The organism is Neptuniibacter sp. 1_MG-2023, assembly GCF_030547185.1.
Lineage (GTDB): Bacteria > Pseudomonadota > Gammaproteobacteria > Pseudomonadales > Balneatricaceae > Neptuniibacter.
On record NZ_JAUOQR010000001.1, the window covers coordinates 238,048 to 263,294 of the forward strand.

28 protein-coding genes are annotated in these 25,247 nt (G+C 42.1%); 21 read left to right on the forward strand and 7 right to left on the reverse strand.

Going from position 1 to position 25,247, the window contains the following annotated elements; all coding sequences use genetic code 11:
- Positions 1-20 precede the first annotated feature (20 nt).
- The gene (locus Q4492_RS01095) at positions 21-653 is read left to right on the forward strand and encodes a transglutaminase-like cysteine peptidase (protein WP_303415395.1); all 633 of its coding nucleotides are present in this window, start codon (positions 21-23) and stop codon (positions 651-653) included.
- A 100-nt stretch (positions 654-753) separates the two neighbouring features.
- A complete protein-coding gene (locus Q4492_RS01100) occupies positions 754-2,700 on the forward strand; it encodes an EAL domain-containing protein (RefSeq protein WP_303415397.1) in 1,947 nt (648 codons plus the stop codon).
- Positions 2,701-2,765: 65 nt separating this feature from the next.
- Here the strand turns inward: Q4492_RS01100 and Q4492_RS01105 are convergent, their stop codons facing one another.
- Positions 2,766-3,182: a ProQ/FinO family protein gene (locus tag Q4492_RS01105; RefSeq protein ID WP_303415398.1), complete on the reverse strand. Its 417-nt coding sequence runs from the start codon at positions 3,180-3,182 to the stop codon at positions 2,766-2,768.
- Positions 3,183-3,303: 121 nt separating this feature from the next.
- Positions 3,304-3,546: a sulfurtransferase TusA gene (gene tusA / locus Q4492_RS01110; protein ID WP_303415400.1), complete on the reverse strand. Its 243-nt coding sequence runs from the start codon at positions 3,544-3,546 to the stop codon at positions 3,304-3,306.
- Between the two features lie 150 nt (positions 3,547-3,696).
- Here tusA and Q4492_RS01115 point away from each other — a divergent pair, with 150 nt between their 5' ends.
- Positions 3,697-3,978, forward strand: coding sequence for an antibiotic biosynthesis monooxygenase (locus Q4492_RS01115; protein ID WP_303415401.1), 282 nt, complete (start codon positions 3,697-3,699; stop codon positions 3,976-3,978).
- A 30-nt stretch (positions 3,979-4,008) separates the two neighbouring features.
- Here the strand turns inward: Q4492_RS01115 and rlmM are convergent, their stop codons facing one another.
- The gene (gene rlmM, locus Q4492_RS01120) at positions 4,009-5,076 is read right to left on the reverse strand and encodes a 23S rRNA (cytidine(2498)-2'-O)-methyltransferase RlmM (protein ID WP_303415402.1); all 1,068 of its coding nucleotides are present in this window, start codon (positions 5,074-5,076) and stop codon (positions 4,009-4,011) included.
- Positions 5,073-5,672, reverse strand: coding sequence for an alpha/beta fold hydrolase (locus Q4492_RS01125; protein WP_368389425.1), 600 nt, complete (start codon positions 5,670-5,672; stop codon positions 5,073-5,075). Before Q4492_RS01125 ends, rlmM begins: the two co-directional genes overlap by 4 nt.
- A gap of 371 nt (positions 5,673-6,043) precedes the next feature.
- On the opposite strand from Q4492_RS01125, the gene ccoN reads away from it, so the two are divergent.
- The 17 genes from ccoN to Q4492_RS01210 all read left to right on the forward strand — a co-directional run bounded on the left by ccoN (position 6,044) and on the right by Q4492_RS01210 (position 22,130).
- Positions 6,044-7,474, forward strand: coding sequence for a cytochrome-c oxidase, cbb3-type subunit I (gene ccoN, locus Q4492_RS01130; protein WP_303415403.1), 1,431 nt, complete (start codon positions 6,044-6,046; stop codon positions 7,472-7,474).
- 23 nt (positions 7,475-7,497) lie between these two features.
- A complete protein-coding gene (gene ccoO / locus Q4492_RS01135; RefSeq protein ID WP_303415723.1) occupies positions 7,498-8,115 on the forward strand; it encodes a cytochrome-c oxidase, cbb3-type subunit II in 618 nt (205 codons plus the stop codon).
- Positions 8,116-8,121: 6 nt separating this feature from the next.
- Entirely contained in the window at positions 8,122-8,307 is a 186-nt protein-coding gene (locus Q4492_RS01140; protein ID WP_067863848.1) for a cbb3-type cytochrome c oxidase subunit 3, read from the forward strand.
- Positions 8,304-9,197 (forward strand): cytochrome-c oxidase, cbb3-type subunit III, encoded by an 894-nt coding sequence (gene ccoP, locus Q4492_RS01145; RefSeq protein WP_303415405.1) that lies wholly within the window; start codon positions 8,304-8,306, stop codon positions 9,195-9,197. The genes Q4492_RS01140 and ccoP overlap by 4 nt, the downstream gene beginning before the upstream one ends.
- A 149-nt stretch (positions 9,198-9,346) precedes the next feature.
- Positions 9,347-10,771, forward strand: a complete 1,425-nt coding sequence (gene ccoG, locus Q4492_RS01150; protein WP_303415406.1) for a cytochrome c oxidase accessory protein CcoG — start codon at positions 9,347-9,349, stop codon at positions 10,769-10,771.
- Between the two features lie 133 nt (positions 10,772-10,904).
- A complete protein-coding gene (locus Q4492_RS01155; RefSeq protein WP_067863839.1) occupies positions 10,905-11,426 on the forward strand; it encodes a FixH family protein in 522 nt (173 codons plus the stop codon).
- The gene (locus tag Q4492_RS01160; protein ID WP_303415408.1) at positions 11,426-13,906 is read left to right on the forward strand and encodes a heavy metal translocating P-type ATPase; all 2,481 of its coding nucleotides are present in this window, start codon (positions 11,426-11,428) and stop codon (positions 13,904-13,906) included. Before Q4492_RS01155 ends, Q4492_RS01160 begins: the two co-directional genes overlap by 1 nt.
- Positions 13,907-13,958: 52 nt before the next feature.
- Positions 13,959-14,159 carry a cbb3-type cytochrome oxidase assembly protein CcoS gene (gene ccoS / locus Q4492_RS01165; protein ID WP_067863833.1) on the forward strand — a complete coding sequence of 67 codons (201 nt, stop codon included), beginning with the start codon at positions 13,959-13,961 and terminating at the stop codon, positions 14,157-14,159.
- Positions 14,152-14,814, forward strand: coding sequence for a sulfite exporter TauE/SafE family protein (locus Q4492_RS01170; protein ID WP_303415410.1), 663 nt, complete (start codon positions 14,152-14,154; stop codon positions 14,812-14,814). The genes ccoS and Q4492_RS01170 overlap by 8 nt, the downstream gene beginning before the upstream one ends.
- A gap of 83 nt (positions 14,815-14,897) precedes the next feature.
- Entirely contained in the window at positions 14,898-16,286 is a 1,389-nt protein-coding gene (gene hemN / locus Q4492_RS01175) for an oxygen-independent coproporphyrinogen III oxidase (RefSeq protein ID WP_303415412.1), read from the forward strand.
- 72 nt (positions 16,287-16,358) lie between these two features.
- On the forward strand, positions 16,359-17,153 hold the full coding sequence (gene fnr / locus Q4492_RS01180; RefSeq protein ID WP_303415414.1) for a fumarate/nitrate reduction transcriptional regulator Fnr: 795 nt from the start codon (positions 16,359-16,361) through the stop codon (positions 17,151-17,153).
- 160 nt (positions 17,154-17,313) lie between these two features.
- Positions 17,314-17,856, forward strand: a complete 543-nt coding sequence (locus Q4492_RS01185) for an adenine phosphoribosyltransferase (RefSeq protein ID WP_067863821.1) — start codon at positions 17,314-17,316, stop codon at positions 17,854-17,856.
- A 101-nt stretch (positions 17,857-17,957) separates the two neighbouring features.
- Positions 17,958-18,839, forward strand: a complete 882-nt coding sequence (locus Q4492_RS01190) for an alpha/beta hydrolase (protein WP_303415427.1) — start codon at positions 17,958-17,960, stop codon at positions 18,837-18,839.
- A 40-nt stretch (positions 18,840-18,879) separates the two neighbouring features.
- Positions 18,880-19,350 (forward strand): thioredoxin fold domain-containing protein, encoded by a 471-nt coding sequence (locus tag Q4492_RS01195; RefSeq protein ID WP_303415429.1) that lies wholly within the window; start codon positions 18,880-18,882, stop codon positions 19,348-19,350.
- A gap of 104 nt (positions 19,351-19,454) precedes the next feature.
- Complete coding sequence (rdgC, locus tag Q4492_RS01200; protein ID WP_303415431.1) at positions 19,455-20,369, forward strand: recombination-associated protein RdgC; 915 nt, start codon at positions 19,455-19,457, stop codon at positions 20,367-20,369.
- 120 nt (positions 20,370-20,489) lie between these two features.
- Complete coding sequence (locus Q4492_RS01205; RefSeq protein WP_303415433.1) at positions 20,490-21,461, forward strand: SLAC1 anion channel family protein; 972 nt, start codon at positions 20,490-20,492, stop codon at positions 21,459-21,461.
- A gap of 210 nt (positions 21,462-21,671) precedes the next feature.
- The gene (locus Q4492_RS01210) at positions 21,672-22,130 is read left to right on the forward strand and encodes a hypothetical protein (protein ID WP_303415435.1); all 459 of its coding nucleotides are present in this window, start codon (positions 21,672-21,674) and stop codon (positions 22,128-22,130) included.
- Between the two features lie 34 nt (positions 22,131-22,164).
- Here the strand turns inward: Q4492_RS01210 and Q4492_RS01215 are convergent, their stop codons facing one another.
- Both Q4492_RS01215 and Q4492_RS01220 read right to left on the reverse strand, forming a co-directional pair.
- Complete coding sequence (locus Q4492_RS01215; RefSeq protein ID WP_303415436.1) at positions 22,165-22,803, reverse strand: rhodanese-like domain-containing protein; 639 nt, start codon at positions 22,801-22,803, stop codon at positions 22,165-22,167.
- A gap of 175 nt (positions 22,804-22,978) precedes the next feature.
- Positions 22,979-23,488: a DUF3087 family protein gene (locus Q4492_RS01220; RefSeq protein ID WP_303415438.1), complete on the reverse strand. Its 510-nt coding sequence runs from the start codon at positions 23,486-23,488 to the stop codon at positions 22,979-22,981.
- 114 nt (positions 23,489-23,602) lie between these two features.
- Here Q4492_RS01220 and queE point away from each other — a divergent pair, with 114 nt between their 5' ends.
- A complete protein-coding gene (gene queE / locus Q4492_RS01225) occupies positions 23,603-24,235 on the forward strand; it encodes a 7-carboxy-7-deazaguanine synthase (protein WP_303415440.1) in 633 nt (210 codons plus the stop codon).
- A gap of 28 nt (positions 24,236-24,263) precedes the next feature.
- On the opposite strand, the gene Q4492_RS01230 is transcribed toward queE, so the two are convergent.
- On the reverse strand, positions 24,264-25,145 hold the full coding sequence (locus tag Q4492_RS01230) for a bile acid:sodium symporter family protein (protein WP_303415442.1): 882 nt from the start codon (positions 25,143-25,145) through the stop codon (positions 24,264-24,266).
- Positions 25,146-25,247 lie beyond the last annotated feature (102 nt).

Below are 25,247 nucleotides of genomic sequence, written 5' to 3' on the forward strand. Positions count from 1 at the left end.
ATTAGGTTATGGACTCAACATTGAATTCAGTTCGCTCTATAGACAAGCGCAGTTTTAGCAGCCGATGCCATCTATCTCTACTGGCATTTATGCTCGCACTCTCTTGCCTGATTTTCATTCAAGTGGGTGCAGATGAAAGCATTCGCCTTAGCCAAGCAGATATAGAAAAGCTGGGTAAGCAGTACGGTGCAAAAGCACAGCGTCGATTAGAAATTTGGCAGGAGATGCTTACGACACTGGCCAATGAAAGCGAGCAGGATAAGCTAGAACAGGTAAACGATTTTTTTAACCAAGTGCGCTTTCTGGATGACATAAAACACTGGAAGAAAAAAGATTACTGGGCAACCCCCGTCGAGTTTCTCATAACAAATGGCGGTGATTGCGAAGATTTCAGTATTGCTAAATATTACACCCTAAAAGAACTGGGTGTACCTGTAGAAAAAATGAATTTAGCCTATGTAAAAGCATTAGAGTATAACCAAGCACATATGGTCTTAACCTATTACCCCAATCAGAGCGCTATCCCATTAATACTCGACAATATCAATGGCACAATCTTACCCGCGTCAAAACGCCCTGATTTGCTGCACGTATACAGAGCTTCAATGGTGATAAACTTTGGATATCTAAAATGGGCCGTAGAACGACATTAGTCGGCACATCAGATCGTTTAAAACCCTGGGTTAAGTTGCAATCAAGAATTGAAAACAAAGACATTAACCTGCGCTAGGTTTAATGACGAGGAGCAATACTATGTCACTAGTAAACCAACTGATAGCTGCGATATTTGCCATTCTTATCGGCTTGGTTTCTGGCACTTTGTATATTATGTCAGAAAGTTCGCGGTCAATACTACAAGACCAATTGGAATCTCACGCGCAGGACTCCGCAACACACTTAGGCCTCTACCTCGGTCCTTATATGGCAGAGAACGATAGCGCAACTGTGGAAACCGCAGTTAACGCTATTTTTGACAGCGGTTTCTACCAACAAATCATTGTAACTAATGCTGAACAAGGCATCTTATTTGAGAAAAGTGTGCCATCAACGATTAGCGATGATATTCCCCAGTGGTTCCAGAATTTAGTCGTTATTACCCCCCCCTCTATGTATCGAGAAGTCACTTATCAATGGCAACAGGTGGGTAAAATTTATGTACGAAGTAGTGCAGACTATGCTTACGATAAGTTATGGAAGGGAGCTCAAGATAGTATAATTTTGTTTGTATCTCTTTCCATCATCTGCCTATTAGCTATTAGCAGCCTAATTCGATATTTATTAAGACCACTAAACAGTGTCGAACAGCAAGCTATAGCGCTTTCAGAAAAACGCTATATAGAACAAGAAAAACTACCAAGCACTCGAGAATTGCGCCAAGTTGTCGAAGCGATGAATCGCATGATTAGACGCGTAAAAAGTATGTTTGAAGAGCAAGCTCGAAATATTGAAGAGCTTCGCCGTAACGCTTATCAAGATAACCTAACGGGCCTATCTAACCAAAGGGCAACAATTACTCAACTAGCAGAACGAATTGATTACCGTAAAGATTTTGGTAAAGGCACCCTGTTTAATATCCACTTGATCAACCTACAAAAGATCAACCAACAGATAGGCATGGACAAAACCAACAATCTTCTCAAGCACTTAGCAACACTGCTGGAAGAGGTATCTCGACAGGCAGACCAGTCTATCCTCGGAAGGATTACCGGTGCTGACTTCGTTTTATTAACCAGCCATACAAACTTTGATCAATTAAAACTTAAATTAGACAAAGTGGACTTAGAAAGCCGTAAGCTATTAAGCCAGCTTATGAATACAGAGATCTCCCACCCTATTATTAGTGTGGGTAGCTGTGAATGCAGCGATATAAGTCATAGTAGCCAACTCCTATCCGATGCTAAAATCGCCAGCGAGGAAGCGACCAAAGAAAGTGTATTGTGGAAGCAATATAATAGCGAAGCGAACGCAACCAATACCCAACCTTCTGATTGGAAACAGCATGTCGCTAATGCTATCAATCAGCGTAAAATATTTTTACAAGCACAAAGCGTCTATAGCAAAAGTCCCAACTCAATGCCGATCCAAGATGAAATTTTCACTCGTATTTTAGACCGCGATAACAAAGCCACATCGGCAGGCGAGTTTATCAACTTGGTAAAAGAGCTTGGCCTTATGACTGAAATGGATCGTGCAGTTATCGAGCTAGCCTTACAAAAAATTGAGAGCGCAGCTTGCCCGTTAACCATAAACTTAAGCCATGAAGCTATACAAAGTGATTCATTGATTGATTGGCTATCCAAACAGCTAAAGGGAAAATCCCTTGCAGGCAAACTGCTATTTGAAGTAGATGAAACTGCTGTTTTAAATAATACCGATGCGATAACAGCCTTTAGAAAAGCATTAAAAGAGCTTGATATTGGCTTCGGTGTTGATCATTTTGGTGTTCACCCCAATGGTTTCTCCTATTTGTACTCTGTACAACCAGATTACGTGAAAATTGACGGTTCCCTCATTAGGGAAATAGACAAAAATGCAGAAGATCGCTTTTTTGTTAGCAGTTTAATCAGCGTGGCCCATAGTTTAGATATTCAAGCCTACGCTGAGCATGTAGAACGCGAAAGCCAGCTACAGTTATTAACTCAGCTTGAGATTGATGGTAGCCAAGGCTATCTACATGGTTCACCGAAAGAACTAAGCTAGATTCAGTTAGGTTCAGACATAAAAAAACGACGGCATGCCGTCGTTTTTTTATGTCTGAAAGAGATTTAGCTACGATTAACTAACATCTCTAATTTCATACTCAAACGCTCTTCCCGCTCTTGTTCCTGACGCTTTTCTTGACGGGCTTTATTAATCTCTTTCAACTTCTGTTTAGCGTGTTCAGACTCTTCTTTAGTAACAACACCCGCCGCTTCACCATTAATATCAATACGTTCAGCGCCTTCACGCAAAGAACGATAATAATTTAGGGCACGAACATAGCTCGCTAAAGCTCTTTTAATCTTGTTTTTTGCAACCTTCTCATCAGCAACCAAATCTTCCTGAATACCGATTTTAAGAGGTCTGACATTCTTACGATCAAAGGTTTTAGGATACGCTTCCATCAACTGCTGCAGGGCAGCCATATTAGCAGCACGGTTTTTGGATTTCGCCTTTGGCGCTTTGTTTACTACGTCATTCACCTTGTAAGCCTCGGACTGGAACATATTACTTTATATGGTTGTTCTGCTGCTTTTCAGCAGATTCAAGCAATTGTTCCAGTTGATAAATTAATTGCTTGGTTTCAAAAAAATCTGATGGATATCAGCGTTCACCTTTACGGATATAATACCCAAAAAGTTCCTGCTCTACATACTCTCCCACCAACTCATGACCCAAAAAATTACAAAATTTGGGGATATCGCGCTGAGTAGAAGGATCCGTTGCAATAATATGCAGTATCTCCCCTACTCCCATATCCCTGACATGGTTATGTAACATCATAACCGGCTCAGGACAATATAAACCCTGTGCGTCTAGAATATGATCTGCTTTGATATCAGTCATCTTTTGTCTCTTGCACAAAGTCGTATATTGTCTCAAATTACCTATGACAGAAAAAGCAATTTAACTCGAATTACTTAACTAAAATCGCTTTTAAGCCATAAATAAACCATTCTATAAGACAGATATGTTATTTCAGATGGGGAGAGCGCTATGATCAGAGTTATGATCGAACGTCACATAGCAGATGAATTAGTCATACATTATGACAAAGCTGCACGGGAAACCTTACAACGAGCCATGCAAGCACACGGCTTTATCTCTGGAGAAGCATTACAAAATGTTACCAATCATAAGCATCGGCTCGTTATTGCAACCTATAGAACACTGCAAGACTGGCAACGCTGGGCGAGTTCAGAAGAGCGTTTAGAAATGATGGCAATGATTAACCCAATGCTAGAAAGCGAAGAAAAAATCACCGTATATGAACATTAATATAAACAGACTTGTCCTTGCGTGTTCGATTTAACGAATACGCAAGAGGCAAGTAATCTCTTCCCTATCATGATAAAGGTGCTTAGCGCTCAATTCATAACCAAGCCCTGCATTCATAAACCGCTCGGCGATCAAATTAAAACATGCAGTAACCTCTTGGTAACGCTGTTTCATTGGCAACTTAAGATTAAATATAGCTTCAGAACACCATCCATTGATCACCCAATCAGCAGCCATATCCGCTGTCTTAATCGGTTTATCAACCACATCACAAACCATTAAATTAACAGGTTGATCTGGAATAAATTTATATGCGTCTTCTTGGACATGGTTAACCTGCCCAGTCTCCATTAAATCAGGCTGCATAGGCCCATTATCAACAGCGGCCACAAACATACTCCGCTGCACAAGCTGCCAAGTCCAACCACCCGGCGCAGCGCCAAGATCAACCGCACGAGAACCATGTGCTAATCGTTCATCCCACTCATTTTTAGGGATAAACCAATGCCATGCCTCTTCTAATTTTAACGTTGAACGACTAGGTGCATTTTTAGGGAACTTCAACCGAGGAATCCCTAACGGCCAAGGCGCAGAATTAGCCACAGCAGAATAACCTATATAAATATCACTGCCCGTCAACACAAACAGCATCAAACGGAGAGCTTTATTAGGTTTCTCCTTTTTCAAAAAAGTAGATTTACGTAACTTTTGTGCCAATGCTGAGCCGAATTTACGCGAAAATGTCGCCAACTCCCGCCCATCGGTCGTATCTGGATATTCAACCCAAAGATCAGAACAGGAGGGAAAACCTTCAATTAAGGTTTCAATTTGAGTAACACGATCCTCTCGCTCTAAACTTTGACAGTCACCACAGGCCATCCATTGACGAATAAAGATAAATTCGTGGAAACCGAGCTCTCGTATCGCTTTTTCTGCATGCCCTTCTTGCTGAATATGAAAAAAGAGATAGCCGTCGTTCTCATTAAGCGTGCAGTAACCATATATACCTACAGACCCACACCGATCAGTAATTTCCGCCGCAGCCTCTTTCTCAAAACCGGAACGACACTGTAAAAGCAAACGATTAATAAGGTTCAACGCACCCAATCCTTAATAAAACTAACAATATGATTTAAATGATCCTCACGCGAAAAACCTGATACTTTTCTAGGCTTTAGATCATGATCACCATCGTTTAACCAATGCAATGACACCGATTGTGGCAGATTGTACTGCGTTACATCAGAAAGTGAACCCATTCGATCTCTTGTGCCTTGAAATATATGCATAGGCTTCTCAATCTCTAACAAATGTTCAATACGAAGCCTGTCAGGTTTAGCTGCTGGGTGGAACGGATAACCAAAAACAAAACACCCAATCGCCGGAGAGCGCTCAAACAACATCGAAGCCACACGTCCCCCCATCGACTTCCCTGCCAAATATAACGGCACACCATCATCAAATTGAGCTATCACCTCGTCAAAAGCAGCGAGAAGTTTAGGCATTCGATCAGGAGGACGACGTTTGCCTGTTTCAGATATAAGCTGCATATAAGGAAATTCAAAACGGATTACTTCGAAGTCTTGCCTGGCTAATTTCTCAGCTATTGTTTGCATAAACTCACTATTCATACCGGCTCCCGCGCCATGCGCAAGAATAATCCGCCCATTCACAGGCTTTCCATTTATTAACACTAACCGCGCCCTATCCACATAAAAGCAACTGATTATTGCACAAATCGAAATTGATTTATGTCAAACAAAGCCCTGAAAAGAACCCCGTTCTTTTTCAAAAAACATAGATATAGGTCAAAAAAAGCCACTAAATAGATCTTAACTTCGAAAAAACAGCAGATACAGAAAAGAATACAATCCTTTAAATTCAATAAGTTACAAGCAAAACCGAGACGTAAGAAGTAAAGATACTATACCTAGGTCGACATTCAACTCCTGCGACAATATGCCCCAGTTAATCTCCTAAATACATTGATAATACGGGCTTATTCCCAGATAATTGGCAGCGAAACTCAAATTTCCATAATCTAGCTTGTTGATGAGAGTCTGACATGAGCACAGCAACTGAACACCCCACCTACAATTATAAAGTGGTGCGCCAGTTCGCCATAATGACAGTAATCTGGGGTATCGTCGGCATGACCGTCGGTGTCCTAATCGCTGCACAATTGGTTTGGCCTGCACTAAACTTTGATACCGCATGGTTGACCTATGGTCGTCTGCGTCCACTGCATACTAACGCAGTTATTTTTGCATTCGGCGGCTGCGCCCTGTTTGCAACTTCTTACTACGTTGTACAGCGTACCAGCCAGCGTCGCCTGATCTCTGATGGTCTTGCAGCGTTTACCTTCTGGGGCTGGCAGGTTGTAATTCTTGCAGCTGCTATCACATTGCCACTAGGTTTGACCTCTTCTAAAGAGTATGCCGAACTAGAATGGCCAATCGATCTACTGATTACAGTAGTTTGGGTTGCTTATGCGGTAGTTTTCCTTGGCACTGTGAAGATGCGTAAAACATCTCACATCTATGTAGGCAACTGGTTCTACATGGCCTTTATCATTACAGTTGCAGTACTGCATATTGTAAATAGCATGGCGATTCCCGTAACAATGTGGAAGTCATACTCTATTTACCCTGGTACTGTAGATGCGATGGTTCAGTGGTGGTACGGCCACAATGCTGTAGGCTTCTTTTTGACAGCTGGCTTCCTAGGTATGATGTACTACTTCGTACCAAAACAAGCTGAACGTCCAATTTACTCTTACCGCCTATCTATCGTTCACTTCTGGGCGTTAATTGCGACATACATGTGGGCAGGTGGTCATCACCTTCACTACACAGCGCTTCCTGACTGGACTCAGTCTGTAGCAATGGTTATGTCTTTGATTCTACTTGCTCCATCATGGGGTGGTATGATCAACGGTATGATGACCTTGTCTGGCGCTTGGCATAAGCTTCGCACAGACCCTGTTCTTCGCTTCCTTGTTGTATCCCTATCCTTCTACGGTATGTCTACGTTCGAAGGCCCAATGATGTCCATCAAGACAGTAAACGCACTGTCTCACTACACTGACTGGACTATTGGCCATGTACACGCAGGTGCACTTGGCTGGGTAGCAATGATCTCTATCGGTGCTGTATACCATATGCTCCCTCGCCTATTCGGCAAAGCTCAGATGTACAGTGTTAGCCTTATTAACACGCATTTCTGGCTTGCTACCGTTGGTACAGTGCTATACATCTGCGCGATGTGGGTTAACGGTATCCTTCAGGGCCTAATGTGGCGTGCAGTGAATGAAGACGGTACGTTGACATACAGCTTCGTTGAAGCACTTGAAGCGTCTCATCCTGGTTACTTCGTTCGTTGGTTGGGCGGCATGTTCTTCCTAACGGGTATGGTTCTGATGGCTTTCAACACTTGGCAGACTGTTCGTAAAAACAGCACTGCACCAGAAGCTAATGCTTCTGCACAAGCAGCTTAAGGTCAAGGGAGCATATAGAAATGATCAAACACGAAACGATTGAAAAGAACATCGGCATCATGATCCTGCTGATTATCATCGTCATCAGTGGCGGTGGTTTGGCTGAGATCGTACCTCTGTTCTTCCAGTCTTCTACGACTAAACCTATCGAAGGTCTACGTACCTACTCAGCACTTGAGTTTGAAGGCCGTGACATCTACATCCGTGAGGGTTGTAATGTTTGTCACAGCCAAATGATTCGTCCTTTCCGTGCAGAAACGGAACGTTACGGTCACTTCTCAACCGCTAATGAGCAAGTATGGGAACATCCATTCTTATGGGGTTCTAAGCGTACTGGTCCTGATTTAGCTCGCGTAGGCGGCCGTTACTCTGATGATTGGCATCGCGCTCACTTGTATAACCCTCGTGACGTTGTTCCTGAATCTAAAATGCCGGCATACCCTTGGTTGTTTGAAAACAAGCTAACTGGCAAAGATACAGCCAAGAAGCTTGAAGCACAGCGCAGTGTTGGCGTTCCATTCACTGATGAACAGATCGCTGGTGCGCAGGATGCAGTGCAAGGCAAACATGAGATTGATGCTCTTGTTGCCTACTTGCAGTCCTTGGGCAAATTGCATTCTGAATACAACAACAAGCGGTAATAACGCGTGAATTACGAAGTTTATGGTCCATACATTCCGGTTGTCATGCTAATCACATTCTTAGCGTTGTTTGCTTGGGTACTTAACCCTAAAAACAAAGAAAAATATGACGATGCAGCGAATATGCCTCTTCAGGAACCTGACGAGCCAATACTGGGTGATGAGTCCAATAACGGGGGAGATCAAAAATGAGTGCTTTCTGGAGCGCGTGGGTAACGGTAATTACCCTAGCAGTAATTCTTGGCTGTACTTGGCTGCTTCTTGCTACTCGCAAGAGCCAACCGCACCAAGAGACTACTGAAGAAACGCTAGGCCACGAATTTGATGGCATAGCTGAGTATGATAATCCACTCCCTAAATGGTGGTTCCAGATGTTTATTGGAACTGTCGTTTTTGGTCTGTGTTATCTTGTTCTATACCCAGGTCTAGGTAATTACCAAGGCTTGCTTGGATGGACATCTCACAACCAATGGGAAGAAGAAATTCAACATGCAGAAGAAGTATATAAGCCTGTATTTGCAAAATACGCTTCTCTGCCTACTGAAGAACTTCTAAAGCCTGAAAATGCAGGTGGCCTTAAAATGGGTCAACGCATGTTCGCTAACAACTGCTCACTGTGTCACGGTTCAGCAGCGACAGGCGCACACGGCTTCCCTAACCTGACTGATAATGATTGGTTATACGGCGGCGATCCAAAAACGATCAAAACCACCATCACTAATGGTCGCGTAGGTGGTATGCCACCTTGGGGCGCAGTTCTTGGTGAAGAAGGTGTACGTGATGTTGCGCACTACGTTCTATCACTAAGCGGAGCAGAGTCTGATAGTGAAGCAGCTGAACGCGGCAAAGGCCAATTCCAGGCACTTTGTACTGCTTGTCACGGCGCTGACGCTAAAGGCCTGCCTATCTTAGGAGCACCAAACCTAACTGATAACACATGGTTATATGGCGGCTCTTTTGAGAACATTGCTCATACAATTCGTAACGGTCGTGCTGGTGTAATGCCTGCTCATAAAGACCTATTAAGCGAAGACAAAATCAATTTGATCACCGCTTACGTATATAGCTTGTCAAATAAGTAAGTGCAGAAATTGAAAATAAAAGGCGATATGATATGGATCATATCGCCTTTTTTTGTAGATCGTTTAAAATATTCAGCTTTGCTAATGCATTGAGCAGGTATTAGCAAAGTTGATTTTCAATTATCACTGGTGAGTATGTGAGCAACGATATGAATCAGATCCCAGTTCAAGACGTCACTCCAAAGAAAAAGAAAAATTCTGAGGAGAATTTTGATCTGTACGCAAAACGTGAGCACATTTACGTTAAAGATTATACAGGCATTTTCAAAAAATTCCGTCAAGCATCAAGCTTCATTATGCTTCTAATGTTCTTCGGTTTTTCTTGGATTACATGGGATGGCCGTCAAGCTGTCTTATTTGACCTACCCAACCGCCAATTTCATGTATTTGGCATGACGTTCTGGCCACAAGATTTCATGTTGTTATCTTGGTTACTTATTATTCTTGCTTTCGCCCTCTTCTTCTTCACTGTATTCGCTGGACGTTTATGGTGCGGCTATGCTTGCCCACAATTTGTGTGGACTTGGATCTATATCTGGATCGAAAGCATGACTGAAGGTGACCGTAACAAACGCATGCGCATGGATAAAACCGAAGGTATGAGCACAGAAAAGCTCATGCGAAAAAGCGCTAAGCATATACTTTGGATCCTTTTCTCTATTGCCTCAGCGATTGCCTTTGTTGGCTATTTCACCCCGATAAGAGAACTCATCGATGGCGTTCTCTCATTCCAACTAGGCCCTTGGGAGATGTGGTGGATTGGTTTTATCGCGGTTGCCACATACGGAAACGCAGGCTGGCTAAGAGAGCAAGTTTGTATCTATATGTGCCCCTATGCACGTTTCCAATCCGTCATGTTTGACCAAGACACCCTTATCATTTCATATGATGAAGAGCGCGGTGAAAGCCGAGGTAAACGTAAAAAAGGGAGTGACTATAAAGCCGAAGGCTTAGGTGATTGTATTGATTGTAACCACTGCGTTCACGTATGCCCTGTCGGAATCGATATACGCGATGGTCTTCAATATGAGTGTGTCGCCTGTGGTGCATGTGTCGATGCTTGTGACGATATTATGGAACGAGTAGGCTATGAAAAAGGCCTCGTTAAATACACAACAGAACACCAGTTAGCCGGGAATAAAACTCATATTTTACGTCCACGTTTAATAGGCTACTTTGCAGTTCTCTGCGCGATGTTTATCGCATTCGGATATACACTATATAGCCGTATCCCACTTGAAGTAGATATTTTGCGTGACCGAGGCAAGCTATTCGCTGAAACCTCTAATGGCATGATTGAAAATACTTACACTCTCAAGCTCGCAAACAAAGAGCAGATTGATCATGAATTCAGCATTAAAGTTTCAGGACTTGAAGGCATGAAATATATGGGCGATGAGATTGTAATGATTAAGTCCGGTGAACTATTGGATCTGCCTATACGTATTGCTATTCCAGCTAAATACTTAAGCAAAGCCAATAACAATATTCTTTTTGAGGTTGAAGCATTAGATAACCCTTCAATTTCTATAAAAGAGGAAAACCGCTTTATTGGCCCAGCGCCGAAACGCTAAGTTGCTGATGAATATCAACATAAGGTGGTGCATTTATGCACCACCTTGTTGGTAAATAGGTTAGAATAGCTGCCCGTTAAATGTGTAACCGTACACGCATTTAACTTGCAGCTTTTTTTTGGGGTATATAACAATGAATTCAGAAGACAACACACCGATTGCTCCTTGGTACAGACAGCCTTGGCTCTGGTTTATTTTAGCGCCAATCATTGCCGTCGTTATTTATGGCACCTCTTTCCTTTACCTATCTATCATTACCCACGACGGTATAGTTAAAGATGATATGTACAAAGTTGCACGGGGCCACTTTGTTGACAAATCCCATTCAGAAGCAGCTAAAGCTTTAGGCGTCTCAGGCACTCTTGAACTTGATAATGCAACAGGCGATCTAATGGTACATTTCAGATCAAACCAGACCGAAAAGCCTAAGCATTTAACACTAAGTATCGTGCATCCAACGCATCAACAGTACGATCAAAACATCATGCTAAAACAGGTTCCAAGCACCAATTCATATACCGGTAGCCTGCAAACATCCCTTAAAGGTAAACGTTACCTTATCTTAGAAGATGATTCTGCTAGCTGGAACTTACGTGCGGAGATCCATCCGCCTTATGATCAAAATAGTATTGAGTTAGAACCAGCGCACAACTAATGACGGACAACCACTCATCAAAAAATTGCTACCACTGTGGACTCCCTATTCCACCTGGTAGCAATTTCACAACCATTATCAATGATGAACCGCGTGACATGTGCTGTCCCGGTTGTTTAGCTGTAGCAGAAACCATCGTTAATAGTGGGCTAGATACCTATTATAAGCATCGTACCGAATCAGCAGGTTCACCTGAAATTAGAAGCAAAGAGTTACCTGAACAACTTCTTCAAGAACTAACTCTCTATAACGAACCTAATATCCAGAAAGACTTTGTCATTACTAAAGACAACTTATCCGAAGCCTCCCTCGTTATTGAAGGCATCACTTGTGCAGCCTGTGTTTGGCTCTTGGAACATCATATTCAAGGGGTTCCTGGCGTTGAGAAAGCACACGTTAACTTAACTAACCACCGTGCGCGTATCACTTGGGATAAAACAGTTACCCCATTAAGCACCCTGCTTTCTGAAATATACCGTATAGGTTATCAAGCCCACCCCTATCACCCTGATAAAGAAGAGCAGCTTTTAGAACAAGAACAGAAGCGAGCAACCCGCCGACTAGGTATTGCCGGTATAGGGATGATGCAAACAATGATGATCGCGGTTGCTCTTTATGGCGGTGACATTCAGGGCATTGAAAATAGATACGTCACATTCATGCGTTGGGCAAGCCTAGTTATTGCTTCCCCCGTTATTTTTTATGCCGCACGCCCCTTCTTTCTGGCGGCTTGGCGAGACCTCAAAACCAAACATCTCACTATGGATGTTCCTGTATCACTAGCTATAGGTGGTGCCTATCTCGCCAGCGTTTGGGCAACAATCACAAATAGCGGCGAAGTCTATTTTGATTCAGTGACCATGTTTACTTTCTTTCTTTTAATTGGTCGCTTCCTTGAGATGAAAGCCCGTCACCGCACAGGCCGTGCGGGGAACTCTTTACTTAATTTACTACCTGCAAGTGCATTAAAGATCGTCGGCAATGATGAGCAACTAATTCCCGTCAAAGACTTAACGGTAGGCGATTATGTCATTATACGGCCAGGCCATACGATCCCAGCTGACGGTATTATCACCGCGGGTAACAGCTCAGTTGATGAATCCGCATTAACCGGTGAATACCTACCTATACGCAAGCAAATCGATGATAAGGTTGTTGGCGGCACAATTAACGTAGAAAACCCAATTACCATCAAGATCATTCAAACAGGTAACGAGACCCAGTTATCTGCCATTGTTCGTTTGCTCGAACGGGCGCAAGAGGAAAAACCTCATGTAGCTAAAGTCGCCGACAAAGTCGCTAGCTATTTTGTCACTGCGGTTCTACTAACAGCGATTATTGTTGGCTTCAGTTGGTGGCTAGTTGAACCCTCTCAAGCCTTTTGGATTACACTCTCAGTTCTCGTTGTCACCTGCCCATGCGCACTCTCTCTAGCAACTCCGACAGCACTGACTGCAGCAACCGGTACCTTAAGACAAAATGGGTTATTGATTACCCGCGGCCATGTATTAGAAAGCCTAGCCACTGCCACCCATATTGTTTTTGATAAAACCGGCACATTGACTCAAGGCAATCTGAGCCTACAGCAAATCGTACCCTTAACAGATCTCAGTGAAAGCGAATGTACTAAAATTGCAGCGGCGATTGAAAAACATAGTGAACACCCTATAGCCAAAGCGTTTCATGAGAAATCAGCCGAACTGAACGCTTCCAATATCCATAATGAAGTAGGTCAAGGACTCGAAGGGTCTATAGGTAATCTGCGCTACCGTATAGGAAAACCAGACTTTTCATCCCAGATTTGTTCACAACCTCAACCCCCTTTGCCAGAAACCAGTGGTCAATGGCTACTCCTTTGCAATGAAAATTCAGCTTTAGCTTGGTTTAGGCTCAACGACCAAGTTCGCAGAGAAGCCCAACAGACCATCAAACATCTACAGCAACTGGGATTAACCTGTGAAATGCTAACAGGCGATAATTCATCTGCGGTTGAGGAAGTAGCCACTTTCTTAGGTATTAATAACACAGTATCAGGCGTCTCTCCTGAGCAAAAGCTAAGTCATGTGAAAAACCTTCAAGAAAATGGCGCACAGGTCGTCATGGTAGGCGATGGAATAAATGACATTCCTGTACTGGCTGGCGCCCAAACATCGATTGCTATGGGCGGCGCAACAGACTTAGCAAAAACTAATGCTGACGGAGTGTTAATCAGTCACGACCTACTACGCTTAGTGGACGGTATTTTACTCGCTCGAAAAACTAAGCGAATCATCAAACAAAATTTATTTTGGTCTCTTTTCTATAACCTTATGGCGCTTCCTCTTGCAGCTTTTGGCTTTATTGCTCCTTATATGGCGGCACTAGGAATGTCTGCAAGCTCGCTTGTTGTTGTCAGTAATGCAATGCGTTTGAACCGCTTAAAGAAAAGAAAATTAGGCCCAATCAAACATCAATCTGAAACGTTGAAGACTAACCCCTAACAACAAAATCAGGTAGAATTACTCCTTTAAAAATTAAGGGTTATTGATTCCCATGGACATTATTTTTCTCCTTATTCCAATCGCTATCATCTTAGCGAGCTGTGCCGTTTGGGCTTTCTTTTGGAGCGTTAATAATGGTCAGTATGATGATTTGGACAGCCCCGCTCATAGCATTTTATATGACGATGACGAAGCACTGATTCCCGATGACGCCAAAGTAAAAAAACCTTCTCCTAAGGATAAGGATGACTGAAGCACTCTCACTACCAACCGCATTTTTGCTAGGTTTACTCGGCGGTACACATTGCCTTGGTATGTGCGGTGGTATTGCGACAACAGTTTCCCTTAGCAGCCCAAATGGTATGAAAGGCTTTGGCTTATTACTGGGTTACAACAGCGGGCGAATTACCAGCTACGCTATAGCGGGGGCATTACTCGGCAGTGTAAGTTGGTTAATTGAAAACCCAAGCATACAACTCGCATTACGAATATTTGCAGGTTTAATGTTAGTCAGCATGGGACTTTATATAGCACAATGGTGGCAAGGTCTGACCAAGGTTGAGCATCTAGGCTCCTATCTCTGGAAAAAAATCAGCCCTTTTGCACGCCACTTTTTACCGGTTAAAACATTACGCCAAGCACTCATGCTCGGCGTACTTTGGGGCTGGCTACCTTGCGGTCTCGTTTATAGCACACTCATATGGGCATCCGCCGCTGCGGACTGGACCTTAAGCGCACAATTAATGATCGCTTTTGGATTAGGCACGCTGCCCACTATGCTTTTAACTGGCGTTTTAGCACAACAGGTAAAAACAGTTTTACAACGAAAACTAACAAAACACCTCTCTGGTAGCCTGATTATACTGATGGGACTCTACACAATCCCTTGGCAAGGCATACTGAATTAGCCATAGAGTTAAACCAAGCTTAGTTACTAATAGATTATTTACTGTCAGTGATGGCAGCAGTTGAGATAACGAGGGAAAAATTCGTGGATAGCAACCTGATAAAATGGGACTTAGATCTAATCAAGCGATACGACCTTTCAGGTCCACGCTATACATCTTACCCAACAGCCGTTCAGTTCGATCCTGAACTATCTTCCTCGGATTTAGTGACAACAGGACAGAACTCTGCCGACTTAAATGCGCCACTCTCTCTTTATGTGCACATCCCATTTTGCGCACACGTCTGCTACTACTGTGCCTGCAATAAGGTCATTACACGAAATCGTAAGAAAGCACAGCCCTATTTGGATACCCTGTATAAAGAGATGGCTCAGCTTTCCAAATGGTATAGTAATGACCGTCAGGTCACTCAGCTTCACTGGGGCGGCGGTACGCCTACTTTCATTAGCCATGAGCAGATGAGAGAGTTAATGCAGCAGATGCGGGCTAATTTTAATCTACTAGATGATGACTCCGGCGATTACTCTATTGAGATAGATCCAAGAGAAGCCACTGAAGAAACAATCCAAGTATTAAGAGAGATCGGTTTTAATCGCATTAGCTTAGGTTTACAAGATATAGACCCTAAAGTGCAAGAAGCTGTTAACCGTGTGCAATCGGTTGAACAAACTTCTGCCATTTTAGAAGAAGCTCGCCGCCAAGGCTTCCGCTCACTTAACCTTGATCTTATTTATGGCTTGCCCTATCAAACATTTGATGGCTTTAACGAGACATTAGATACCGTTATTGAGATGAACCCAGATAGACTCTCTGTATTTAATTATGCTCACCTGCCAGATCGTTTTAGGCCACAGCGTCACATCGATGAATCAACACTACCTAGCCCAGAGACGAAACTTGCTATTCTAGAATCAACTATCAGTAAACTACTCAATGCCGGTTATGTCTATATAGGCATGGACCACTTTGCTAAACCTGATGATGAATTAGCTATTGCGCAAAACACGGGAAAACTACACAGAAACTTCCAAGGCTACACAACACATTCTGAATGTGACTTAGTTGCCATGGGGGTATCTGCCATTAGTCAAATTGGTTCTGTGTACTATCAAAACCAGCATGAGATGCAAGCTTATACAGATGCAGTAGAAAGCGAAAAACATGCAATTAAACGCGGCGTAAGCTTAACCCAAGATGACATTATCCGGCGCCATGTCATCACTCACCTTATTTGCCATTTCGAATTAGAAAAAGCACCAATAGAGCAGCGCTTCGGTATCCAATTCGATCAGTACTTTGCCGATGCCCAGCAAGAGCTAAGCGCTTTTACCACCGATGGTCTTATTCAAATGGACACAAAACGCATTACCGTATCACCCGCCGGTCGGTTACTAATTCGCAGAATATGCATGGCTTTTGATGCTTATATACCAAAAGACCTTAGCTCACAGCGATTCTCACGGATTATTTAACTTTCCGTATTTACAGAAATATTACATAATCAAAATGTAGCCACTCGATTATAACGACAACAGGAATGTATTATGAGTGATAACAAGACAAACGAAGGGAAGCTGCGCAGTTTGCAGCAGGTTAGCTGTAACACTTGTAGTCTTAGCTCATTATGTCTCCCAGTTTCGCTTAATATGACAGAGATGGAACGGTTAGATAGGATTATCGATAAAAGCCGACCATTAAAAAAAGGGGAGCACCTATTTAACCAAGGTTCCGAGTTCACTGACGTGTATGCGATTCGAGCAGGGACCGTTAAAACCTACACCATCACAAATGAAGGTGAAGAACAGATCACTGGATTCTATTTTCCAGGTGAACTTGTTGGCATGAGCGGATTTGATTGCAACGAATACCCTGTCTCAGCAAAAGTACTAGAAACTACAACCGTTTGTGAAATTCCATTTGAACGTCTCGACGATCTGTCGGGGCAGCTTCCGGAACTACGCCGCCAGCTTTTACGCACTATGAGTAAAGAGATTCGCGAAGAGCAACAGATGATGCTTCTTTTATCAAAGAAAAATGCAGAAGAGCGTGTAGCAACATTCTTGGTGAAAATATCGCAACGCTTTAAAGCAAGAGGTTATTCTGAAACAAGCTTCCGTCTATCCATGTCACGTAATGAGATTGGTAATTACTTAGGCTTAGCCGTAGAAACTGTCAGCCGTATTTTCACACGTTTCCAAAAAGCTAATTTACTGCGCGTTGAAGGTAAAGAGGTTCATATAGAAGATATAGAGCAACTCTACAGATTATCTGGAGAGATTATAGAAAGTGATGCGACTGAACCAGTAAGTGCTCAATGTGGTAAAAACGGCCACTGCTAAAGATCGATAAAATAAAAGAGCACCGGCATATTGACTACCGGTGCTCGTCAGTCGCACAAAAAGTAGCCATCTCAATGTGTAACCCAACGGGTTCATTAGACCTTTATCTCCCCTAAAATGCATTGAGCCAAATCAACAAGCAGTTTCCAAGGAGTTTTTAATGTCATACGACGAATGTTATGTGAAGTCAGTTATTCGAACCATCCCTGACTGGCCTGAACCTGGCGTACAGTTCCGTGACATAACCCCCCTATTTAAAGACCCGAAAGCATTGCGCATGATCTCTGACGCTTTTATTCAGCGTTATGTTGATAGTGATATTACTCATATCGCCTGCATTGATGCCAGAGGCTTTTTGATCGGCTCTATTATCTCCTACCATCTAAATATTCCCTTAGTTCTCGTCCGTAAAAAAGGGAAGCTTCCAGGCCAAACAATCGAACAAGAATATAAGCTGGAATATGGCACAGCGACCGTTGAAATGCAGGTTGATGCAGTTACTTCTGGAGACAAAGTTTTAGTTTTTGACGATTTAATCGCTACAGGCGGAACAATACTTGCGGCCTGCAGCATTATCAAAAAATTGGGAGCATCAGTATCAGAAGCCGCTGCACTCATTGACCTACCTGATCTTCAAGGTTCCAGCAAAATCCAAGATGCAGGTGTCCCAGTACATACGCTTCTAGCCTACGAAGGCCTTTAAACACTACAAGTGACCTCTAATAGAATACTGAAACGGCTTGCATATTTCTTTTAAGAATATCATTATAACTTAATTGACGAACAAGCCGTTTAGGTATTTCTATGCTCCGTATTATTATCGCCCTATTCCTTGCTAGCAGCCTTCTTAACTCCAGTAACCTATATGCAGAAGAGATCACACTAAAATATAAGCATCTCGACTTAAATGCCAACCTGCACCTGACAGAAGAGAACGGTTTTAACAATATACTTCTCATCACCCACGGCACACTCGCCCACAATGGCATGGAGATCATTGCCACATGGCAAGAGCTACTGGCTGATGAAGGCATGAGTAGCCTAGCTATCAATTTAAGTTTAGGCCTGGATAATCGGCATGGTATGTACGACTGTAAAACTCCTCACACCCATAAACATACCGATGCAATTCCTGAAATAGCTGCTTGGGTGGACTGGCTTAAAACACAAGGTAGCCAATCGATAATATTAGCCGCCCACTCCCGGGGAGGGAATCAAACAGCTTGGTATGCGGATACACACTCAGACCCTGTTATAAAAGGACAAATTTTAATTGCTCCGCAAACTTGGTCGGAACAATATGAAGCAGCGAGTTACAACAAACGCTACCAACACTCACTGCCAGATCAGCTAGAAAAAGCTAGTCAATTAGCCCCAGATAACATGCTTACCAATACAGATTTTATCTACTGTGAAGATACGCAAGTAGCCGCTTCAAGCTTTGTAAACTACTATCAAGCTAACCCACGCCTTGATACTCCCACGCTATTATCTAAAACGACACTGCCAACACTAGTCTTCAGTGGCAGTGAAGATACTATCGTTGCCGATCTATTTGAAAAATTGGAAACTTTAAACAACGATGCGGTACAAAGCATTCAAATTGAGGGAGCTGATCACTTCTTTCGCGACCTTTATATGGATGAAGTTACTGAACATAGTTTAGAATTCATCGAACAACTATAAACACTCAGCCCCCACGCTGAGAATAAACGCCGGAATTTACATGTTTAGATTACTACCGATCTTTTGTTTAATAATCAGCCAAGCGATCTGGGCTGTGGAGATACCGAGAACAAAAGACTTACAGCAGGCCTATGTAGAGACTGGTAGAAATTCATCAGGTCAGGAAAAAGTTGTGATGCTCTTAGTCTCGCAACCTAATTGTAACTACTGTCTTCTTATTACCGAAGAGATCATCCATCCAATGCTTTTAAGTGGTCATTATGAGAGCACTACGCTCTTTAGCGAGCTTGAAATTAATACAGGAGGTAGCATTAAAGATTTTAACGGGCAACAGGTAGGCGCTAATACATTTGCTCAACGGTACAATGCATGGGCAACCCCAACACTGCTTTTTCTCAACAATAAAGGTGAGGAAATTGCAGAAAAGATGGTCGGCATCAACACCTTAGATCTCTACGGATACTATGTCGATAAGTCCCTTAATACAGCTTTTAAAAAAATAAATCCCTAAGCACCCTATTTAGATAATTAATTTCGTCATAAACCTATAATTTCCTCTTCCATCCACAACATTTCTTGCTACTATGCACTGCCTTTTTTCTATCAGGAGCTGCTATGTGGTTTAAGAATGTCATCTTTTATCGTTTAACTGAACCCTTCGAATACACACAGGAACAGTTACAAGAAAAGCTCTTGGAACAAACATTTACACCTTGTAAAAGCCAAGAATTGAGCCGTTATGGCTGGGTTTCACCTTGCCATTTAACAGAAGATCTACTCGCTCACCAAGTACACGGCATGTTTATGGTGGCTACCCGCAAAGAGGAAAAGATCCTACCCGGCTCCGTTATCAAAGAAGCCGTTGGTGAAAAGGTTGCCGTTATTGAGCGCGACCAAGCACGTAAAGTTTATAAAAAAGAGAAAGACCAACTAAAAGATGAAGTTGTGCTTGACCTCCTACCCCGCGCTTTCAGTAAGTTCCAACAAACCAGTGCAATTATACTTCCTAGCTTAGGCTGGATTGCTGTTGATTCTTCTAGCCACAAACGTGCTGAAGAGCTACTAAGCCACCTACGTGGAACGCTAGGTAGTCTACCTATAGTACTTCCTGATGTGCAGCAATCACCATCAGCCGTTATGTCCACTTGGTTAGAAAGTGACACTAGCATACCTGAAGGCTTTGAAGTGTTAGATGAATGCGAGTTACGCGATAATGTCCTTGAAGGCGGTGTTATTCGAATTAAAGGTCAACAACTGGAAGATGAAGAGTTTGTTGCCCACCTTGAAGCAGGTAAACGAGTAGTTAAACTTGCCCTTGAATGGGATGAACATCTAAAAATCCTGCTACAAGATGATCTCTCAATCAAACGCCTTAAACTCAGTGACCAACTACAAGATAAAATGTCCGATGAGGCCGCTGAAGATGAAGTCGCTCAATTTGATGCAGATATGGTTCAAATGGGCTTAGAGTTTGCCAAACTGTTCCCTGCGATTATTAAGGCCTTTGGTGGTGAAGCAAAGAGACCCTAAACTAATCGCTGCTTCCCAGCCATACTTTATGGCTGGGAAAAGGTGTACAGAAAAACTTGGCTTTAATTCTTAAAAATAATTATAATATTAGAATATTCTAATTTAATGATGGTTAGAGACATGCAAAATAGCCCTGAACAGAACTTACCTAAACTACAATTTTTTCCTGCAGCTTTTTTCTCTGTAGTAATGGGATTAACAGGGCTTACCCTCGCTTGGGATAAAGCCTCTGTCGTTTTTGGTTTTACTGACGTGATTGCTCAGGCACTCCTTATTCTAAGTGCGTCAGTACTACTACTGATTGTTATCACTTATACATTAAAAGCCAAAAAATACCCAAACGCTGTTGTAGAAGAGTATCAACATCCCATCAAAATGAGTTTTTTCCCTGCGTTTTCCATTAGTCTTATTTTAATGAGTATCGCAACTCTACATGTATCTAAGGAGCTCTCATTATATTTATGGGGAACAGGTGTCACTATACACTTAGGTTTTACCATCCATGCTTTAAGCCAATGGATTCACCATCCAAAATTTAAAATCGAACATTCAACCCCAGCATGGTTCATACCTGTTGTCGGTAATATCCTGATTCCCATTGCCGGTGTTGAGCATGGTTTTATAGAGTTAAGCTGGTTCTTTTTTTCAATTGGGTTTATTTACTGGATTATTTTAAAGACTCTCATTTTTAACCGTATGTTCTTCCATGAGCCGCTACCACAAAAGCTGCTCCCTACCCTATTTATCTTAATCGCTCCCCCAGCGGTAGGTTTTATCTCATACATGAAATTAAACGCTGATCTAGACAACTTTTCGCGTATCTTATTTTATACATCGATGTTCTTAGTATTACTGCTTTTCACACAACTACCTAGATTCAGTAAAATAAAATTTTACATGTCTTGGTGGGCGTATTCTTTCCCTTTAGCCGCCTCAACAATAGCAACATTGGTGATGTATCAGCACAATCCATCTCCATTTTTCCAATATATAGCTATTGTATTACTTACTTTATCTTCAGTGGTCATCAGCATACTTTTTATTCGTACAATACTGGCGATAATCCGCAACGAAATATGCCTTCCTGAATAAACCAAAGGGGGCGCTCCCACCTCGCCCCTTTTATTGACCTGTTTCCAGACAGAAAAATGCACTAAAAAAAATCACAACGAACCAATCGTCACCATAATGAAACAAAAATAAGCGTTAAAAAAATTTAAGTCATTAAAAATCAAAAGGTTAATGTTTTTGGCGTAATTCATGCTTTTGATTACAAGGTCTATAGCTTATGGGCCATTTACAATGACAAATGTTCCACTCTCTTTAGAAAATACATTATTGAAAGTATGCCGGGAAAAACTCACGGGTACCGTTTTCATTGCTTCCGAATCAAACCGTTCTGGGCAAATTGTTATCAATCAAGGTGCATTAATTGGATTGAATTATTGCGGACTAAATAACGAAGAAGCATTCAACACTTTAGTCAACAGCCAAAACCTGCGCTGCTCCTTTACTCCAGACCTGCTTTTCCCCATTGCAGAAAGCTTACAACCTGAGGCTGCATTACATCTATTAGAAAAGATAGGCTATTCTGAGGAAATCATTGAAACCGAACAAGCCCCCATTGAAGAGCCTGATGAGATAGCTGAGGAAGTGAATACCGTTATCTATAGGGGACAAGTAGTCGAACGAAAGAAAGATAAACCTAAAGCTGAAAGAAAAAAATCAGGCTTAGTTTATAGAGGACAAGTGATAAGTTAGGAAAACCTACCCTGTAGGCTTTCCTATGAATACTCTACTCTACCCCATCGCCTACAGTAGTCAGACCTAGGCTTGTCCAGGCTTGCATTCCACCACGATAATACTTCAGCTTTTCTGCTGGATAGTCAGCTTCTAGCATTGCTCGAATTAAGGCTGGCGTTTGTCCACACCAATAACCATTACAAAACATTGCTAATGTCTTAGCTTGGCTATAATCAAAGCTACCATCTTCTTTTTTAACTGCGCCAAACTCTTCCAAAGCATCCGCCGCTGTTTCCTCTTCTTCCATTACGGTATAAGGAACATTCATGCTGCCTGGAATCGTTAAACGATAATGCCAACCAACGGTGCGAGTATCTACAATTAAGATATTCTCATCAGTTTCCGCCTGTTGCATATAATCAACAAATTCACGTTCGCCAATAGTTTCAACATCATAAGGCTCAAAAGGTCTTATTGGCTGAGGCATACCTCGAAAGGTCGTGTTATAAAGCTCATTAATCGTATTATTAGGATCTTGATTACGCATAACCTCAATAGGCTCACCATCATGCTGAACAGTAAAAGACACAAGACCCGGCGCTATCATCGCCTTGCCTCCTTCAGCTATTACATGGGGAGATGAGATCAATGCCGCCACTAACGCAAAACGACCCACTGTGTGCTTTAACATGTCGAAACCTCTATTATTATAAGTTTATTCGGTATAGTTATAACGATTTTTGCACAAAAGCCTACTAATAGTCATTAACTCTAATATAAGACATTAGAATAAACTGATGGACGATTTATCGCTAAGAACAAATATAAAACGACACCTTTATAAAATAGAAACGAGATAAACCTCTCTATTTTAAGGTGAGTAACATATCAATCGTATATAAATGAGGGTCCGCTTCTAAACCTTTTTGCTGACATTGATCTAAAAATTTAGCTTCCCGTTTTTCAGTGTCATGATAACCAAAATCATTCCCTTCAAGGCTCTGAATTTGTAACGTAGCCTTATAATAAAAAGCCAATACAATAGCGGCAGTCTTATCACCTTCATCAAGCAACACTTCCCAGCGATGACGATGATTCTGTATTTTCAAAGCTTGACGCTTAAGGTTCCATGCATAACGAAGTTCATCATAATAGGGACGCCCAACAAATCTAGAAAAAACACCGATCGTAATTAAAGCGCCTGTTAAAACACCTATTAAATTGATCATTGTGTTTGCTTGTTCTGGGTTCCCAAAATAGTTACGTAATAAAGCACTTAATCCTAAAGCAATCAGCGCAAAGATCAGACACAAAATCAGCGCAACCTTACGCTGTTTTTTCTTATAAATCGTTTTATCTATCTGTTTAAGTTCCACGTAACTACCCTATTAAACCTAATTATATGATGATGAATGAAATTAACTTGCAGTCAAAATCTGCCAGTGTAGACTTAGCGCCTTTAAAATAAAGGCCCTTTCTAACATAATCTAATGTATTCCGTAAAAGAGATTTTCTATAGTTTGCAAGGCGAAGGTGCACAAAGTGGACGCGCATCAATCTTTTGTCGTTTTAGCGGCTGTAATTTATGGTCCGGTCGCGAACAAGACAGGCAAACAGCTGTCTGTAATTTCTGCGATACTGACTTCATCGGAACTGATGGTCAAAACGGTGGAAAATTCAAAACTGCCGATGATCTCTGTACGTTTCTAAGCTCTTTTTGGCCTAAAGACAGTCATATTCCACCTTATATTATTTTTACTGGTGGAGAACCTGCTCTCCAGCTCGATCAAAACTTGGTCGATACCTGCCACCAGCATGGTTTTATTATTGCCATAGAAACCAACGGAACAAAACCTCTTCCAAACAACATTGACTGGGTCTGCGTCAGTCCAAAAGCCGATGCCAAGGTAATAATCACTTCTGGTGATGAATTAAAGCTAGTTTACCCTCAGCAACTTGCCCGGCCTGAACAGTTTGAAGAGATGGATTTCAGAGAATTTTATCTACAGCCTTTAGATAGTCCAACCCGCCCTATCCACACTCAAGATATTATCAACTTCTGCTTAAAGAACCCACGGTGGAAACTGAGTCTTCAAAGCCATAAAACCTTAGGTATTGATTAAAACTAAGGTATTGGTTGGAACTAGGTCGCTACACTGTACGGTTAAATATCTGCCTAGATGTATAAAAACGGTAAGCGATTAATATAAAAGCGGGAATATTCATCAGAACGCCATAAATAAGCGCACTGGCAGCCATCTCCGAATTATGTAAAATTCCCCCCGTTATTAACAAGGCTATCGCCGCGTTTTGAATACCTACCTCTACAGCTAAACTAATACCTTGCTCTGTATTAAGTCGCATCTGGCGAGCAATCCAATAACCTAAAAACATAGCTAAAGAAACGAGTACAAGTACGCTCGGCCCTAACTGAAAAGTTAACGCGGGTAACTGCTCCCAGTTCGTTTTTACTATACCGAAAACAACCAACATCAGAAAAAGACCTGCTAACGCTTTAACATAGCGCTCAATGCGCAGACAAAAAGCAGGCCAGCGATGATGGACTAAGGCACCCAATAAAGCGGGAAGCACAGAGATCACCATCAATTTGACCATTGTAAGAACAATGGGAAACTCTATCGCCGCTTGTTCACCCATCCAGTAACTGACGGCTAAGGCCGTTAAAATCGGCATACTAATGGGTGTAATCAAACCAGAGATAGCTGTTAGACAAACAGACAGAGCTGTATCTCCCCGTGACAGATAAGTAATCATATTAGATGTCGCTCCCCCAGGTGCAAAAGTTAACACCATAATACCGACAGCTAGGGCCGCAGGGAGATCAAAAGCACTGACAACAACAAAACCTAATAAAGGTAATAACAAAAGTTGAGATAAAACCCCAACGAAGACAACGTTAGGTTGACGCCAAAGCAGCGAAAACTCAGACACCCGCAAAGACATTCCAACACCCAGCATAATAGTAAAAAGTGCTAGAGGTAAAACCAGCTGTACGGCTATTCCATGTTCCATATTCAATCCTAAATTTTTAATAAAACGATACTAAGTTTTTGTTGGTTTTCATACAACAGAAAAGGCAATTTTTTATACCCAATAAAACTCAAACACTGATGA

Excerpts from the sequence above, each read along its gene's own strand:
- Q4492_RS01100 (WP_303415397.1), top strand. The coding sequence starts at position 754 with ATGTCACTAGTAAACCAACTGATAGCTGCGATATTTGCCATTCTTATC.
- tusA (WP_303415400.1), bottom strand. The coding sequence starts at position 3,546 with ATGACTGATATCAAAGCAGATCATATTCTAGACGCACAGGGTTTATAT.
- Q4492_RS01115 (WP_303415401.1), top strand. The coding sequence starts at position 3,697 with ATGATCAGAGTTATGATCGAACGTCACATAGCAGATGAATTAGTCATA.
- ccoN (WP_303415403.1), top strand. The coding sequence starts at position 6,044 with ATGAGCACAGCAACTGAACACCCCACCTACAATTATAAAGTGGTGCGC.
- ccoP (WP_303415405.1), top strand. The coding sequence starts at position 8,304 with ATGAGTGCTTTCTGGAGCGCGTGGGTAACGGTAATTACCCTAGCAGTA.
- ccoG (WP_303415406.1), top strand. The coding sequence starts at position 9,347 with ATGAATCAGATCCCAGTTCAAGACGTCACTCCAAAGAAAAAGAAAAAT.
- Q4492_RS01155 (WP_067863839.1), top strand. The coding sequence starts at position 10,905 with ATGAATTCAGAAGACAACACACCGATTGCTCCTTGGTACAGACAGCCT.
- Q4492_RS01160 (WP_303415408.1), top strand. The coding sequence starts at position 11,426 with ATGACGGACAACCACTCATCAAAAAATTGCTACCACTGTGGACTCCCT.
- ccoS (WP_067863833.1), top strand. The coding sequence starts at position 13,959 with ATGGACATTATTTTTCTCCTTATTCCAATCGCTATCATCTTAGCGAGC.
- Q4492_RS01170 (WP_303415410.1), top strand. The coding sequence starts at position 14,152 with ATGACTGAAGCACTCTCACTACCAACCGCATTTTTGCTAGGTTTACTC.
- fnr (WP_303415414.1), top strand. The coding sequence starts at position 16,359 with ATGAGTGATAACAAGACAAACGAAGGGAAGCTGCGCAGTTTGCAGCAG.
- Q4492_RS01185 (WP_067863821.1), top strand. The coding sequence starts at position 17,314 with ATGTCATACGACGAATGTTATGTGAAGTCAGTTATTCGAACCATCCCT.
- Q4492_RS01190 (WP_303415427.1), top strand. The coding sequence starts at position 17,958 with ATGCTCCGTATTATTATCGCCCTATTCCTTGCTAGCAGCCTTCTTAAC.
- Q4492_RS01195 (WP_303415429.1), top strand. The coding sequence starts at position 18,880 with ATGTTTAGATTACTACCGATCTTTTGTTTAATAATCAGCCAAGCGATC.
- rdgC (WP_303415431.1), top strand. The coding sequence starts at position 19,455 with ATGTGGTTTAAGAATGTCATCTTTTATCGTTTAACTGAACCCTTCGAA.
- Q4492_RS01205 (WP_303415433.1), top strand. The coding sequence starts at position 20,490 with ATGCAAAATAGCCCTGAACAGAACTTACCTAAACTACAATTTTTTCCT.
- Q4492_RS01210 (WP_303415435.1), top strand. The coding sequence starts at position 21,672 with ATGACAAATGTTCCACTCTCTTTAGAAAATACATTATTGAAAGTATGC.
- Q4492_RS01215 (WP_303415436.1), bottom strand. The coding sequence starts at position 22,803 with ATGTTAAAGCACACAGTGGGTCGTTTTGCGTTAGTGGCGGCATTGATC.
- queE (WP_303415440.1), top strand. The coding sequence starts at position 23,603 with ATGTATTCCGTAAAAGAGATTTTCTATAGTTTGCAAGGCGAAGGTGCA.
- Q4492_RS01230 (WP_303415442.1), bottom strand. The coding sequence starts at position 25,145 with ATGGAACATGGAATAGCCGTACAGCTGGTTTTACCTCTAGCACTTTTT.